The sequence below is a fragment of the Comamonas thiooxydans genome (assembly GCF_000964545.1).
Classification (GTDB): domain Bacteria; phylum Pseudomonadota; class Gammaproteobacteria; order Burkholderiales; family Burkholderiaceae_C; genus Comamonas; species Comamonas thiooxydans.
The window spans coordinates 15,504-30,400 of the sequence record NZ_BBVD01000019.1 but is presented as its reverse complement, the minus strand read 5'-3'; the positions used below and the strand labels follow the sequence as shown (position 1 = coordinate 30,400).

14 protein-coding genes are annotated in these 14,897 nt (G+C 62.4%); 5 read left to right on the top strand and 9 right to left on the bottom strand.

Annotated features, from left to right (window positions below; genetic code table 11):
- Positions 1–24: 24 nt before the first annotated feature.
- Positions 25–1,944, bottom strand: a complete 1,920-nt coding sequence (locus Cth01_RS21710; protein ID WP_034392280.1) for an FAD-binding monooxygenase — start codon at positions 1,942–1,944, stop codon at positions 25–27.
- A gap of 136 nt (positions 1,945–2,080) precedes the next feature.
- On the opposite strand from Cth01_RS21710, the gene Cth01_RS21705 reads away from it, so the two are divergent.
- Entirely contained in the window at positions 2,081–2,599 is a 519-nt protein-coding gene (locus Cth01_RS21705) for a MarR family winged helix-turn-helix transcriptional regulator (protein ID WP_034356884.1), read from the top strand.
- Positions 2,600–2,697: 98 nt separating this feature from the next.
- On the opposite strand, the gene phnX is transcribed toward Cth01_RS21705, so the two are convergent.
- The 5 genes from phnX to phnD form a co-directional block, all read right to left on the bottom strand.
- Positions 2,698–3,561: a phosphonoacetaldehyde hydrolase gene (gene phnX, locus Cth01_RS21700; RefSeq protein ID WP_034392285.1), complete on the bottom strand. Its 864-nt coding sequence runs from the start codon at positions 3,559–3,561 to the stop codon at positions 2,698–2,700.
- Positions 3,562–3,620: 59 nt separating this feature from the next.
- Positions 3,621–4,709 (bottom strand): iron-containing alcohol dehydrogenase PsrA, encoded by a 1,089-nt coding sequence (gene psrA / locus Cth01_RS21695; protein ID WP_045840405.1) that lies wholly within the window; start codon positions 4,707–4,709, stop codon positions 3,621–3,623.
- 120 nt (positions 4,710–4,829) lie between these two features.
- Positions 4,830–5,666, bottom strand: a complete 837-nt coding sequence (gene phnE, locus Cth01_RS21690; RefSeq protein WP_045840393.1) for a phosphonate ABC transporter, permease protein PhnE — start codon at positions 5,664–5,666, stop codon at positions 4,830–4,832.
- A complete protein-coding gene (gene phnC / locus Cth01_RS21685) occupies positions 5,663–6,508 on the bottom strand; it encodes a phosphonate ABC transporter ATP-binding protein (RefSeq protein WP_034356892.1) in 846 nt (281 codons plus the stop codon). The genes phnE and phnC overlap by 4 nt, the downstream gene beginning before the upstream one ends.
- Positions 6,505–7,374: a phosphonate ABC transporter substrate-binding protein gene (phnD, locus tag Cth01_RS21680; protein ID WP_082085702.1), complete on the bottom strand. Its 870-nt coding sequence runs from the start codon at positions 7,372–7,374 to the stop codon at positions 6,505–6,507. The genes phnC and phnD overlap by 4 nt, the downstream gene beginning before the upstream one ends.
- A gap of 175 nt (positions 7,375–7,549) precedes the next feature.
- Here phnD and Cth01_RS21675 point away from each other — a divergent pair, with 175 nt between their 5' ends.
- Complete coding sequence (locus Cth01_RS21675) at positions 7,550–8,482, top strand: LysR substrate-binding domain-containing protein (protein ID WP_034356896.1); 933 nt, start codon at positions 7,550–7,552, stop codon at positions 8,480–8,482.
- A gap of 152 nt (positions 8,483–8,634) precedes the next feature.
- On the top strand, positions 8,635–9,615 hold the full coding sequence (locus Cth01_RS21670) for a Bug family tripartite tricarboxylate transporter substrate binding protein (RefSeq protein WP_034356899.1): 981 nt from the start codon (positions 8,635–8,637) through the stop codon (positions 9,613–9,615).
- A gap of 119 nt (positions 9,616–9,734) precedes the next feature.
- Here Cth01_RS21670 and Cth01_RS21665 read toward each other — a convergent pair whose 3' ends face one another.
- A complete protein-coding gene (locus Cth01_RS21665) occupies positions 9,735–10,892 on the bottom strand; it encodes a PA0069 family radical SAM protein (RefSeq protein WP_045840392.1) in 1,158 nt (385 codons plus the stop codon).
- A gap of 354 nt (positions 10,893–11,246) precedes the next feature.
- Between Cth01_RS21665 and rnk the strand changes: the two genes are divergently transcribed.
- Complete coding sequence (rnk, locus tag Cth01_RS21660) at positions 11,247–11,654, top strand: nucleoside diphosphate kinase regulator (RefSeq protein ID WP_045840391.1); 408 nt, start codon at positions 11,247–11,249, stop codon at positions 11,652–11,654.
- A 62-nt stretch (positions 11,655–11,716) separates the two neighbouring features.
- On the opposite strand, the gene Cth01_RS21655 is transcribed toward rnk, so the two are convergent.
- Entirely contained in the window at positions 11,717–12,889 is a 1,173-nt protein-coding gene (locus tag Cth01_RS21655) for an acyltransferase family protein (protein WP_045840390.1), read from the bottom strand.
- Positions 12,890–13,141: 252 nt separating this feature from the next.
- Here Cth01_RS21655 and Cth01_RS21650 point away from each other — a divergent pair, with 252 nt between their 5' ends.
- A complete protein-coding gene (locus Cth01_RS21650) occupies positions 13,142–13,726 on the top strand; it encodes a GbsR/MarR family transcriptional regulator (RefSeq protein WP_003053080.1) in 585 nt (194 codons plus the stop codon).
- Positions 13,727–13,736: 10 nt separating this feature from the next.
- Here the strand turns inward: Cth01_RS21650 and gntR are convergent, their stop codons facing one another.
- The gene (gntR, locus tag Cth01_RS21645; protein ID WP_034380738.1) at positions 13,737–14,810 is read right to left on the bottom strand and encodes an HTH-type transcriptional regulator GntR; all 1,074 of its coding nucleotides are present in this window, start codon (positions 14,808–14,810) and stop codon (positions 13,737–13,739) included.
- Positions 14,811–14,897: the final 87 nt, after the last annotated feature.

Sequence of the window (14,897 nt, the reverse complement as noted above, 5' to 3'; positions counted from 1 at the left end):
CAGCAGTCCTTAGGTCACGGGCTCTCAGGCTCGCATGAAAGACTCGAAATAGGCGCTCAGTGCAGCGTGGTCGCCCAGAGGCAGAACCTGGGCCACATACTGGTCGGGACGCACCACCACCAGAGCGCCCTGCTCGCGGTCGATGCCGCGCAGCTCGAAGATGTCCTGACCGGCATTCTTCAGATCGGGGCTGAACACTTTTTCATAGTCGATCATTCCCAGCTGGCCCTTGGACGGCAGCAACAGGGCCGGCAAGGTCTCCAGCGCCACCTCGGTATAGGCCTGCGGGAAGATGGCACGCAGATCGAAGATGCTGTCGATATCCTGGCCGGCCTGCGTGAAGCGGCGCAGCGGCGATGCCGCATCGCTCTCCAGGAAGCGGCACAGCGCCAGCAGGCCGGATTCGGGCTGCGCCAGGTCGTTCTGCCCTGCAAACGCATACAGGCGCCAGCGGCCATCGGCCTTGCCGCAGTGACCCAGCTGCACGGGCTTGGCATCGGAGACGCGCACCACCGGCGCGGAATGGAAGCGCATGCCCACGGTGAAGCCGCTGGCCAGTGCCTGATGCGTGGCCTGCCCGGTCAGCAGCGAGGGCGCATAGTGCGTGCCCACGCCGGCCGTGAAGCGGCCGTGCTGCTCGAAATACTTCTGGAATTCCTTGGGGTCCACACCGCCCTGACCGCCTTCCTTGGCCGGGTCGCTGAACATCTTGGCCCATTCGCGGTCGAAGTCGATCAGTTGCTGGGCCACGACCTGGCGCTCGGACGAATAGGTGTGCAGCAGCTCGGGCGCACATTGCTTGCGCAGCACGGCGGCCAGCTTCCAGCCCAGGTTGAAGCTGTCCTGCATGGAGAAATTCATGCCCTGGCCGGCCTTGGGGCTGTGGGTGTGGCAGGCATCGCCGGCGATGAAGACGTGCGGCAGGGGCGAGTCCGGTGTGGCCACGGCATCGGTCACATCGTCATATTTGGCGCAGATGCGCTGGCCGATCTCGTACACCGACCACCAGGGCACATTCTTGACGTCAAGCTTGTAGGGATGGAGCACGCGCTGGGCAGTTGCTATCAGTTGCTCCACCGTGATGTTGCGGCTGGCAACGCGCTCGTCGGCATCGAGCTTGTCCATCTCCACATAAAAGCGCACCAGATGACCGCCTTCGCGCGGGATGATGAGCACATTGCCCTGCTCGGACTGAATGGCCACCTTGTAACGCACATCGGGGAAGTCCGTCACGGCCAGCACATCCATCACGCCCCAGGCCTGGTTGGCCGAGTCGCCGACCAGTTGGCGGCCGATGGCCCGGCGCACATTGCTGCGCGCGCCGTCGCAGCCCACCACATAGCGGGCCTGCACGGTTTCGATCTGACCGGCATGGGCCGCGTCGCAGCGCTCCAGCGTCACGGTGACCGGATAGTCCGCTGCACCGTGGTCGACCTTCACATCCAGCACGCGGCGTGCGTAGTGCGGCTCCAGGCGGCTGGGCGAGTTGCGCATGCGCTCCAGATAGTGGTCGTGCACGCGCGCCTGGTTCAGGATGACGTGAGGAAACTCGGACAGACCGTCTTCCGTATCCTGCACGCGGCCATGGCGGGCGATCCGGCCGGGCTGGGCAGGATCGGGCTTCCAGAAGGTGACGTCGTTGATCCAGCAGGCCTCCTTGAGGATGGAGTCGGCAAACTCGAAGGCCTCGAACATTTCCATGGTGCGGCAGGCAATGCCGTCGGCCTGGCCCAGCTCCATCGGGCCTTCCTTTTGTTCCACGATGCAGGTGCGGATATCGGGGAAGGCCGCCAGCTGCGCGGCCAGCGTCAAGCCGGCAGGCCCGCAGCCCACGATCAGCACATCGACCTGCGAGGGCACGGTCTCGGTATGGGCAGGGGCCAGCGGCGAAGCTGGAGCGATCAAGGGGTTGCCAGGACGAAAACCGTTCAAATGAAACTGCATGGAGGCCTCAAGTTCTTCAAGTGCGCAGACGCCAGTGTCTGCCCAATCAGTCCGCACACAAATAGTATGTATGCATACCAAATGCATGCATCGTATTATTCGAAACTTGAAATGCCAACCCCACCTAGGGAAAACCATGATTAACTCTGCACTGCCAAACGTTGCCTCAGACAGCGCCAGCAGCCACCCTGTCTTTCCACGCCTGGAGGTGGAAACCTTTCCCGGCCACGGCATACGCCGCCTGCAACAGGTGGCCGTGGCCGTGTTCAGCCAGGCCACCGAAGCCTGGGGCGTGACGCCGCTGCAATTTGCCGTGCTACAAAAACTGGTGCATCTGCCGGGCATAGACCAGCGCACGCTGAGCATGGAAGTGGGCTTTGACAAATCCACCATCGGCGGCGTGATCGACCGGCTGGAAGCACGTGGTCTGTTGTTGCGCCAGCACACGGCCAAGGATCGCCGCGTGCGTCTGCTATCCCTGACGCCCGAGGGCGAAGCCCTGCTTGCCGACGCCGGCCCCTCCGTGCTGCAAGCCCAGCAGCAGATGCTGGACCCGCTGAGCGAGGCCGAACGCGAGCTCTTCACACAGCTGATGCGCAAGGTCATCGAGCATCACGAGCAGCTCGACCCCGAGGCGCAGACGCCCGCAGGCTGAGCCCAAACCGCAGAAAAAAAGCCCCTAGCCGTCAGGCCTGGGGCTTGGCTGTTCAGGGCCGGGCTCGCAACCGGATCTGCGAGCTTCCGAATCGCGCCCTAGAACGGCATTTTTCCGGCACGCATCTGGGCCGCGATCTGCGCCAGCACGGCCGGCAGATCGGCCACGCTGCGCACCACGTAATGGGCTCCGGCCTTTTTGAGCTTGGCTTCGGCCACGGCGACACGGGCCTCGACCTCTTGCTCGGGCGCCCTGGCAAACTCCTCCACGCTATAGCCGACCTCGTTGCCCGACAGGCTCAGGCCCACGGTCCACATGCCTGCGCGCAGACCTTCCTCGATGCCGGGCACGGTGTCATCCACCTTCACGCAGGCACGCACATCGCCAATGCCCAGCGCCAGCACATTGGCCAGTGCCATGAAGGGGCCGGGGCGGCCGCCGGCTTCGAGCTCATCGCCGGCCACCACATAGTCGGGCTTGAGGCCTGCGCCCTCGGCCTGCGGCAGCAACTGGTTGAGCACCTCGCGCGGGTAGCCCGAGCAGGAGCCGACCTTGAGACCATGGTCGCGCAGCCATTGCAGCGTCTGCACAGCGCCTGCTATGGGGGCCGAGAACTCGCCCACCTTGGCAATCTGCAGCGGCATGAAGCGCGCGTAGATGGCATCCACATCCTCGTTGGTCGGCGTCCGGCCAAAAGCGCTCTGCCACTGCGCAGCAATGCTTTCATCCTGCAGCAACTGGTGGATATGGTCCCATTTGGACAGGCCCATGGGCCCGCGCGCCTGGGCCAGGCTGATGCTGATGCCGAAGCTGGCAAAGGCTTCGACAAAGATTTGCGTGGGTGCGAGCGAACCAAAATCCACCAGCGTGCCGGCCCAGTCGAAGATGACGGCTTGGAGCGGTGACAGGTCGGCAGAGGGCTGGGACAGGACCAGGGTTTCGGCTTGAGCGATGGAGTTCATGATTTTTTCAGTGGTGACTCAACAGAATGGAAAGCACAAAGGTGTCGACCTTGCGCGACTCAGCTCAGAGAGCGAATGAAGTTGCGACCGCGCGGGCCGCTAGCGGCTTTTTGCACCATGGCGCTCCAGGCGTCTGGCTGCACGCCATAGTGGGCCGGATCGGTGGCAACGCCCAGCCCTTGCAGAACGCAGCGCAGACGCTCGACGGCCACAGCAGGCGTGCCGGCATCGAAGATGGAGAGCAAGGCGGCATCGGCCACCGCATCCGCGCCCAGCGCCATCTCCAGCACCAGGGGCAGGCTGAACGAGCAGGCCAGGCCATGCGGCACGCCATGCTGCAGCGTGATGTCGTAGGACAGCGAATGCGCGAGTGCAGTCTTGGTGTTGGAAAAAGCCAGGCCGGCCATCAGCGCCGCCTCGGCCATCTCGCTGCGCAGCTGTGGGTTATCCAGATCCTGCATCAGCGCGGGCAGCGTGGCCAGCGTGCGGCGCGCCGACTGCACGGCCAGCGCCATGGAGACCGGGTTGCGGTTCACATTCCAGATGGATTCCAGCGCATGCGACAACGCATCCAGCCCCGAGGCCAGCGTGGCGCCGGCCGGCAGGCTGGTCATCAGCTCGGCATCGATGACCGCGGCCTCGGGCCAGGTGCAGGACTGGTGCAGCGAATACTTCTGGCCGGCGGCCTGATCCCAGATCGTGGCCCAGGGCGTGACTTCGCTGCCCGTGCCGGCAGTGGTGGGGATGGCGATCAGGGCCTTGTGCCCTCCCGCCCCCAACTGGCCGCCCTGCTTGAGCAACGCCCGCAGATCGGCAAAACGGCCACCGGGCGTATGACAGATCAAGGCCTTGGCCGAGTCGATGGCGCTGCCGCCCCCCAGGGCCACGATCACGGGCACCTCGGCATGGTCACGCTGCACGTGCTCGTACAGCGGCGCCAGCCACTGCACATCGGGATTGGGGGCAATACTGTCGATCACGCCGCGAAGCTGCGCTCCCAGCAGCTGGCGCATGCGCTGCACCAGGCCCAGGCTTTCAGCCTCGGGGAAAGTGACCAGCAGGCAGCTGCGCCCGGCCAGCAGGGCCGGCAGTTGATCGAGACTGTTGCGACCCACGCTGATATGCACGGGGTTGTGATAGGTCCACACGAGAAAGCCTTTTTGACGTTTTTTGAGCAAAATCGGCCCTTGACGCTTATGTACCAAGCGCTGATAGCTCATGTTTTTGATGGTTCAAGCACTGCGGCGCACACCGGCACCGCAGCGGAATCAGTGGCGAGTGCCCCGCTGTATGCGGCTGCGCAGCCAGTTCGATGCCATGTCGGCTGCAATCACCATCACCGTGATGACGATGATGCAGGTCGCAGTCTCCTGGTAGCGGAACAGCTTGAGGCTGCTGACCAGCTCGAAGCCCAGACCGCCCGCTCCGACCATGCCCAGCACGGTGGCCGAACGCAGATTGACTTCGAAGCGGTAGAGCACCACGGCAATCCAGGCGGTGATGACCTGGGGCACCACGCCGAAGGCGATGATCTGCAGCTGGCTGGCACCGGCGCTGCGCAAGGCCTGCAGCGGGCCGTCGTCGATCTCCTCGATGGCTTCGGCAAAGAACTTGGCCAGCATGCCCATCCCGTGCAGGGCCAGGGCCAGCACACCGGGGAAGGGGCCCAGGCCCACGGCCGAGACAAATACCAGCGCCAGAATCAGCTCGTTGATGCTGCGGATCACATTGAGAAACTGGCGCGTGATGCGACGCAGCCAGTGCCAGCCGTGCAGATTGCTGGCGGCAATGAAAGACAAAGGCAGGGCCAGAATCACGCTCAGCAACGTGCCCCAGATGGCGATCTGTATCGTCTCCAGCGCCGGTGCCCACAGGCGCGGCAGCATGCTCCAGTCCGGCGGCACCGAGCGTGATAGAAAGTCTCCAATCTGCGGCATGCCGCCCGCCAGCTCGCTCCAGCTCATCTGCGCGCCCGCAGCACTCCAGTGCAGCACCCAGCCGATGGCCAAGGCCATTGCGGCATAGCCCAGCCAGCCGCCAGTGCTTTCGGGGCGCCCCGCCGTCCATTGCCAACGATCGGTCTGTTTCAAGCTCTGGCTGTTCATTGCAGACCTCCTGCGGCAGTGGCTGGCGACATCGCCCCGGGCAGCCAGTTGCCGACTGCGGTGCTGCTGAGATGCAGCGCAGCGCCCTGCTCTGGGGTATGTCCGGCGGGCTGAGGCTCGCCGCTGTAGATGGCGTTGAGCGCAGCCTCGTCCAACATCGCCGGTACGCCGTCAAACACCATGCGCCCTTGCGACAGGCCGACGATGCGATCGCCAAACTCCCGGGCGTAATCAACCTGGTGCAGATTGCAGACCACGGCAATGCCGAGCTCGCGCGTGGCATCGCGCAGATACTGCAGCACGCTGCGCGCGGTCTTGGGATCCAGGCTGGCCACGGGCTCGTCGGCCAGAATCAGCTGCGGCTGCTGCGCCAAGGCACGGGCAATGCCCACGCGCTGCATCTGCCCGCCCGAGAGCGCTTCGGTGCGCTCATCGGCCTTGTGGGCCAGGCCCACACGCTGCAGGCATGCATCGGCCAGTGCGATATCGCTTTGCTTGAACAGCTGCAGCACCGAGGCCAGCGTGCCGACCTGACCCAGCCGCCCCGTGAGCACGTTCTTGCGCACCGACAGGCGCTGCACCAGGTTGTGGTGCTGGAAGACCATGGCCACATGGCGGGCCAGCTCGCGGCGCGAGTGCCTGCGCATCAGATCGATGCCGCCCACCTGCAGCTGGCCGCTGTCGGGCTGGTTCAGCCCGTTCATGCAGCGCAGCAAGGTGGACTTGCCGGCACCCGACAGGCCCAGCATGACCACGAACTCGCCGGCCTTCACATCCATGTCTATGCCATGCAGCACATGGTTGCTGCCATAGCTTTTGCGCAGATTGCGGATGCTGATCATTTCATCTTCCCGAGGTCCAGATTCAGCGCCTTGGCGGTCTGGCGCACCACGTCATAGGCCTGATCGTTGGTGGGCGCAAAACCATTGAGCTCGCCACGGTCGCCCCAGGGCAGGCCCTTAATCTCGGCCAGTGCCGCAGCCACCTTCTTCTTGGTGGCTTCGTCGAGGTTCTTGCGCCAGGCCATGGGCGACTCAGGGATGTCCTTGGAGCGCCAGATAACCTGGAAATCCTCGGCCTTCACATGGCCCTTGGCCACTGCCGTCTGGAAGATGGGATCGGCCACGGCCGCCGCATCCACCTTGCCGTTGGCCACAGCCATGATGCTGGCGTCGTGCGAGCCCGAGAAAATTACGCGGGAGAAATACTTGTCGGTATCGATGCCCTCGCCCTTGAGGCCGGCCTTGGGAAACAGATGACCCGATGCCGAGCTGGGATCGACAAAGGCAAAGGTCTTGCCCTGCAACTGGGGCACGGTGCCCAGGCCCTTGTCCTTTTTGCTGATGATGATGCTGTTGTACGAGCTCTTGCCCGACTTCTTGGCCACGGGAATGGCAAAGGCCTCGGCATTTGCCAACTGGCTGGCCAGCACATAGGAGAAGGGCCCGAAATAGGCCACGTCGATCTTGCCCGAGCGCATGGCCTCGATCACGCCGTTGTAGTCATTGGCCACAAAGGGCTTGATCTTCAGGCCGGTCTTGGCGGCCAGCTGGTCCATCACCTGCTGGCTGGCGCGCATCATGGCCTGGGCGTCTTCGGAAGGGATCAGGCCCACGCGCAACTCGGTGGGTTGCTGCGCCATGACGCCGGTGGTGGCGGCCAGGGTCAGGCTGGCGACTGCGGCTTTGAGCCATGTTTTGCGGGTCATCGTCACGGAATTCATCCTTTGCATGTGCGTGTGAAGTGCAGCTTTTCCGGGCTGCCGTCGCACCGTCATTGCAGTGCGTTGACGCAAATATTAGGGACGACATATGACTGTCATGTGAAGGTTTCAGAATCAGTTTTGACAGCTTCCATAGATCAAACCTTGAGATGAAACCTGCATGAGCACCGCCCGCTACCGAGCCTTTATCGCCGTGGCCCAGCAAGGCAGCCTGAGCGCCGCCGCCCGCGCTTTGGGCCTGAGCCAGCCCACGGTTTCCAGCCAGATCGCCACGCTGGAGCGGCAAAGCCAGATCGAGCTCTTCCATCGCCAGGGCTATCGCATGACGCTCACCGGCGCCGGCCACAAGCTCATGACGCTGGCACAGAAGCTGCTCGCGCTGGAGGCCGAAACCGAGTTCTTTCTGCGCGACTCGGGCCAGCTCAACCAGGGCGAGCTCAAGATCGGCGCCGTGGGGCCGTTTCATGTGATCGAGATGGTGGCGGCCTACAGCGCCCGCCACCCCGGCATGAAGCTGTCGATTCGCATGGGCAACTCGCAGCAGGTGCTGCACGATCTGGAGAACTACACCACCGATGTGGCGGTGCTGGCCGGTCTCTATGACAGGCCCGAGCTGCTGGCGCGCGAATATGCGCGCCACGCCATCATCCTGTTTGCCCATGTCGATCACCCGCTGGCAAGGCGCGAACAGGTCGAGCTGGGCGAGCTGCACGGCCTGCCGCTCTTGCTTCGTGAGCAAGGCTCGACCACGCGCACCGCTATCGAGAAAGCACTGCAGGCAGCCGGTGTGAAGCCCCGCACCCAGCTGGAGATCGGCAGCCGCGAAGCCATACGCGAGGCCGTTGCGCGCGGCCTGGGCATCGGCGCCGTGTCCGAAGCCGAATTCATTGCCGACCCGCGCTTTCGGCCGGTGCGCATTGCCGGCGACCCGGCCAGCACCACCACCTATGTCTATTGCATGAGGGAGCGCAGCGAAAGTCTGCTGGTGCGCTCCTTCCTCAAGGCCATTGAAGGCAGTACGGCCCCTGATCTGCCCGTACTGCGGACCGCTCCAAAACCCTTGGTCGCTCCAACGGCCAAGAAGCTGGCGTAATTCGTCAAACCCTCTGCCCCCCTTGCGCCGAGAATTTTTTGACAGTACTGCCCGGGCGCCTCGGTCAGGACTCTCGCCGGGACGGTGCGGCGGCCAGGTACGGCGGTGTGCGGAACCAGCTGCCGGGCAGTCAAAAAACAGAGGAGACAATGATGAAACAAACCATGCTCTGGAAGGCCGTTGCTCTGGCAACCGGCATGAGCCTGAGTGCAGCGGCCATGGCGCAGCAAGCGCCCTGGCCCGTCAAGCCCATACGCCTGGTGGTGGGCGGCCCGGCCGGCGGCAATGCCGACTCGCTGGCCCGCCTGTTGGCCGACGGCATGCAAAAACAGCTGGGCAAGCCGGTGATTGTCGAATCCAAGCCCGGCGCGGCCGGCGTGCTGGCCGTCAACGACCTGCTCGCCAACGGCAAGGACGCCCACACGTTCTTGCTGATCCAGGGCGGCATAGTCAGCGAGACGCCGCTGGCCTACAAAGTCAGCTATCAGCCCTTCAAGGATCTGAAACCACTGGCCCAACTCAGTCGCAACGGTCTGGTGCTGATTGCCAACAAGGACTTCCCGGTCAGTAATCTGCAGCAGCTGGCCGACTACGGCAAAAAGCAGGCCGACGGACTGGACTTTGCCTCGTATGCCACGGGCATGCGCGGCCATACCTCGGGCATGCTGCTAGGGCAGTTGCTCAATATCAAGATGAAGCACCTGGGCTACAAGGGCTCCCCTCCGGCGCTCAGTGACCTGATGGGCGGCCATGTGCCGCTGATGATGGACGGGCTCACCACCGCCCTGCCGCTGATCAAGGCCGGCAAGGTCAAGCCGCTGGCCGTGAACTACCCTACGCGCATGGTGCAACTGCCCGATGTGCCCACCTTCAAGGAACTGGGCTACCCGCAACTGTCCGAGGTAAGCTGGTTCGGCGTCTGGTCGCGCCCGGATATCCCTGCCGATGTGCAGGCCAGGGTCAGAGAGATCGCGCTGCAGTATTTCAAGCAGCCCCAGCTCGAAGCCAGACTCAGGGACATGGGCATGGAGTCGGGCACCGACGCGACCCCGGAAGCACTGATGAGCGAACTGCAGAAGGCCTATCAGCGCCAGCAGGCCTTGCTCAAGTCCATTGATTACCAAGCTCAGTAGTCAGTTCAGGTGTCCAAAAGACCGGAGTCACGCCAGATTCCGGCTTCTTGCAACCGGGCAGCTGCAGCTCGCTGCCTCGACCCGTTCCGAGTCGGCACGCAACGGGCTGAGACAAAACATCAGAAAAGACTTTGCTGCGGCGACAGCAAGGAATGATGGTACTGATCGCAGTCCAGTTGCACTCGCTCACGGTTCAGCCCAAGCTTGCGGCAGGCCAATGCAAAGCGTTGCGCCAGCATATCGGCCCAGGCGCCCGTTCCCTTCATGCGCTGGCCAAACCTGCTGTTGTAGACCTTGCCGTCGGCTCTGCCCGCTTCGCTGATCCCATGCAGATCCCGCACACGCTCCATCACGCGTTGGGCGCGCTCGGGATAGTGCAGCATCAGCCATTCATTGAACAGCGGAGCCACTTCCCACGGCAGACGCAGTACTGCATAAAAAGCCTGTCTTGCACCGGCCTCGCTGGCTGCAGCCAGCACCTGCTCCATATCGTCGTTCAGGAACGGAATCTGCGGTGCCAGGCTGACGCCTACGGGTATGCCGGCCTCGCTCAGGGTCCGAATCATGCGCAGCCGTCGATACGGCGCAGCGGCGCGTGGTTCCAGCTGCCGGGCCAGCTCGGGCTGCAAGGTGGTCAGCGTCACATAAACGGCCACCAGATGCTGCTGTGCCAGCGGCACCAGCAAATCAAGGTCGCGCTCGATGCCGCTGCCCTTGGTGACGATGGAAAACGGATGCCTGGCCTGCGCCAGGACCTCTATCACGCGGCGCGTCAACCCGACTTCGCGCTCCACAGGCTGGTAGCAGTCCGTGACCGAGCCGAGCATGATGGGGGCCGCCACATGGCTGGACCGGGATAACTCGGTGAGCAGCACCTCGGGCAGGTTCTGCTTGGCAATCAGCCGAGTTTCGAAATCCAGACCCGGCGAATAGCCCAGATAGCCATGCGTGGGCCTGGCATAGCAATAGATGCATCCGTGCTCGCATCCTCTATAGGGATTGAGCCCCAGATGAAAAGGCAGATCGGGCGATTCATGGCGGCTCAGGGCTGATTTGGCCCGCTCCCACTCCAGATGGGTGCACCAGGTCTTGACCTCCTCACCCTCTTCGCTTCCTCCATCCTGTTCGGACTTGCCCCAGCCGTCATCGAAACCCTGGCGCAGCTCCCGTGCAAACCGGTGCGTGATCTGGCTGGCAGCCCCTCGCCCCTTGATGAGCCGCACCGGCACATCGGTCCGAATGGATTCCAGTCCAGAGGATGAGGCAAGTTTCTTCATAAAACAACTGTACATAAATACAGTTATTCATTGCAAGAAATGGGCACTGACCATGGCTGCATCCCAGTCAATACGGTGAGGGTTGAGTGAGTCAGATCTGGCTAGAAAATGACTGCGCCCATTGTTCTATAGGCCTAGCACGCTCCATTAACTAGAGCAAGTTCAAAGTCAATCCGCACTCAGTGAGTGCGAGATGGCTTGGCAGTTTGCGATTCAGCGCCGACAATCCCTTCAATGCACCAAGTTGGTGCCTTTCACTGAATGCCTTGGCCCGGACAACACCGTTGCCCGGGCTTTTGTCCGTTTGCGCAACGCCAAAGCGCCAACCACACCATCTCGCAAGGGAGTTACTACATGGAGCGCAAGCCCAATATCACTCTGTCCTCCTTGGACCTGGATAGCATTGAATCGCTGCTGGAAAAGAACAACAGCCAGTTCCCCGGCCGTGATGCACTGGAGGCGGAGCTGGACCGCGCGGATGTACTCGACCCCGCAGAAATACCCGCCAACGTGGTGACGATGAACTCCACCGTGCGCTTCACCATTCTCGAGATCGCCAAGACCAATACGCTGACACTGGTCTACCCCAAGGATATGGATGGCAGCGCCGACAAGGTCTCCATCTTTGCGCCGGTAGGCATCGCCCTGCTGGGCCTGTCAGTGGGCGATGAGTTCAAGATGCCCAGCCCTACCGGTCAGGTAACCGTGCGCGTGGATGCCATCGAGTTCCAGCCCGAAAGCGCGGGCGAGCTCCATCGCTGAACCGGCTCACCCAACAAAAAAGCAGCTCACCGGAGCTGCTTTTTTTGTTGCCTGGATCAGACTCAGCGCAAGCCGGCCAGCATGGTGGTCAGCAGACCCGCGCCGATCAAGCCTGCCTGCCAGCGCAGGGCCTGACTCCATGACGAAACATGGCGCTCCACCAGTTGATACAGCGCGTAGCCGGCAGTCAGTGAAAGCACAAAGGCAAACGGGATGCCCACCACGGCGGCTGTGACCGAACCATGCCAGAAATGGTTGACCACTGCGTTGACCAGCAGGCAGATGGAAAAGTGAATCAGGAATACCGAGTAGGAAATCTCTCCCAGGCGACGCAGCGGTGCAAAACCCTGCCAGCGGGCAATGACCTCGGTACGCATGCAAACGATCAGCAGCATCGCGGTCACGCCGGCGAGAAAAATGCGGTCGCGCCACTCATAGACCAGCGCGCCGATGATCAGAGCAGCAATCAGCAGGCCCCAGCTCCAGGCCGTCAGGCGCTTGTCTGCCGCCACTGCCCAGAAGGCCATCATGCCGATGCCATAGGCACCCATGAAATAAATCGCCCAGACATCCAGGTCTGCATCAAGATTGAAGCTCAGCAACGAAGCTGCCGTCCCCACAACCACCAGCCCTTGCATGCCAGTCACAGCCCAGGGCCACCAGCGCTTCATGGCCCTAGCACCCAAGCGCTTCAGCGCCCATTGTTGCAGCCAGCGCACTCCGGCCAGCAACAGCACGGTCGCGGCGAACAGCTGAAAGTCTATGGACACATACCAGACACCAGCCGACAGTGACTCCTCGCCCACAATGCCCTGCAGCAGCAAAGCATGGGCCATGAGCTGCCATAGATCGGGGTCGGCGGACACGGACTCGTGATCGAACCAGGGACGAATCGCCGCAGACACCACAATCGTCACCACCAGTGCCACGGCATAAGGCACGACCAGACGCACAAAGCGCTTGCCGATCTTGGACCAGGGTGAATCAAACCGCGCCAGACCCATGGGAGCCAGGCTGGCTGCAGCCAGAAAACCGCCGATCACCAGAAAGATCTGCACGGCCATACGGGCGTACTCATAGAGCCAGTCCAGCAGGTCGGGCATGACAGGGTGAGCCACATCGGACATGGGGCCGTAGAAAGCCAGGTGATGCCAGACGATGGCAGCACAAGCCAGCCCCTTGGTACAGTCGATCAGGGCACTGCGGGAATGAGAGGAAATAGAACTTTGAACCATCAGATCACGGCCGCCGGGCAGCCCATGGGCTGCCCGGCGGCAGGGTGAGTTTGCCCGGCAACAGGCAACGTAAAAAAGCCGACTTAAAACAGGATGGCGATTTTGCGCCGATTCCCAACAATTTGCTGACAGCGTTGCAAGTTTTACGAAACATATCTGCGCGGGTTTCATGCGCCAAGCATGAACAAAACCAGAGCGATTGCACTCCGGCTTGATTTCCCTGCCCCACTGAGAACCCCGGGCAAAGGCACAATGGAGGCCATGACGCAAGCCAAACCACTGTCGGAGCTGAGCCGACAATTTGTTTCGCATTTCGGCGAGATGGGCAGCCGCTGGGGCATCAATCGCACCGTGGGGCAGATCTATGCCCTGCTGTTCATTTCGCCCGAGCCGCTGAACGCAGACCAGATTGCCGACACGCTGGAATTCTCGCGCTCCAATGTGAGCATGGGGCTCAAGGAGCTGCAGGCTTGGCGGCTGGTTCAGCTGCGTCACCAGCCCGGCGACCGGCGCGAATACTTCCAGGCACCCGAGGATGTCTGGGAAATCTTCAAGCGACTGGCCGAAGAGCGCCGCCGCCGCGAGATCGAGCCCACGCAGTCCATGCTGCGTGCCGCCATGATGGAGGAAGCCAGCACCGACGAAGAACGTTACGCCCAGCAGCGCATGCGCGATATGCACGAGCTCATCGACAAACTGATGAGCTGGTTTGACGATGTTCAGCGTCTGTCGCCAGAGACCGCCATGCAGCTCATGGGCATGGGCTCCGCCGTGACGCGACTGCTGGACCTGAAAGACAAGATTACCGGGCGAGGCAAGTCAGGCTCGGAAGCCTGACGCCGACAACTCAGGTGCTGGCCCTGGGCACCAGCCTGAAGCCCAGATCCACGCTGGCCTCTCTGACGGTGTCCCCTGCCAGCAACTGCAGTAGCATGCTGGCAGCTTTTCTGCCCACTTCATCCCTGGGTGTATGGATAGTGGTCAGAGGCGGCACCATCTGATCACTGCCAGGAAGGTCGTTGAACCCGGCGATCGCCACCTGCTGCGGCACCTTGACCCCCATGCGATTGGCCTCCAGCAATGCGCCTTGTGCAATGTCATCATTGCAGAAAAAGATGGCATCCACCGTAGTCTGCGCCTTGAGAAGTGTCTCAAACTGCCTTGCACCCAGCGCCAGCGATGAACGCTCGGGATTGAGAATCTCCAGGCTCTGGTCATAGAGGCCGGCCTGTTTGAGCACCTGCCGATAACCTTCCAGACGCTGCATGACACGCGCGTCGAGCTGGGCTCCGCAAAATGCGATGCGTCTGTATCCCTTGTCCAGCAGATGACGGGTCATTTCAGCGCCAGCTGCAATCTGAGAAAAACCTACGCTGTAGCAATCGGGCCCCGTGCCGGGCTCGCGCAACTCCATGAGATGCACGCGCGGCACTGGATTGGCAGCCAATAATTTCCGCGACTCTTCGCTGTGATCAAACCCGGTCAGCAACAGCCCGGCAGGCCGCATGGGCAGATAGGCCCGCAGCAACTGCTCTTCCTCCGCAGGGTCGTAGTGGGTCACGCCGATCAGCATGTGATAGCCCTGGGCAAACAGCACCTTGTGCACAGCCTCCAGGACCTCCACAAACAAGGTGTTGGAGAGCATGGGGACCAGTACCAGCACCTGGGTGCTTTTTTGCGAGGCCAGTGCACGTGCAGCCAGATCGGGCACATAACCCAGAGAAGCCGCAACCTCGCGCACTTTGTCGACCAGGGCTGCAGCCACTCTGCGCTCTCCGCGCAAGGCTCTGGAGACCGTCATCGGACTCACGCCCGCAGCCTGTGCCACATCGCTGAGGGTGACGCGCCCGCTGGCACGAGATCGCCTTGAAGAAGCGCTGTCTGCCGGGGTTTCACTCTTGGTACGGGTCTCGGGAGGCAAGGGAATCTCCTAGTCAGATGCCTGAGGTTTTTTGAGTATGATAGCGCTATCCAGACTTGAAATGAAGTCTGTAGAAGCAGCTTGATG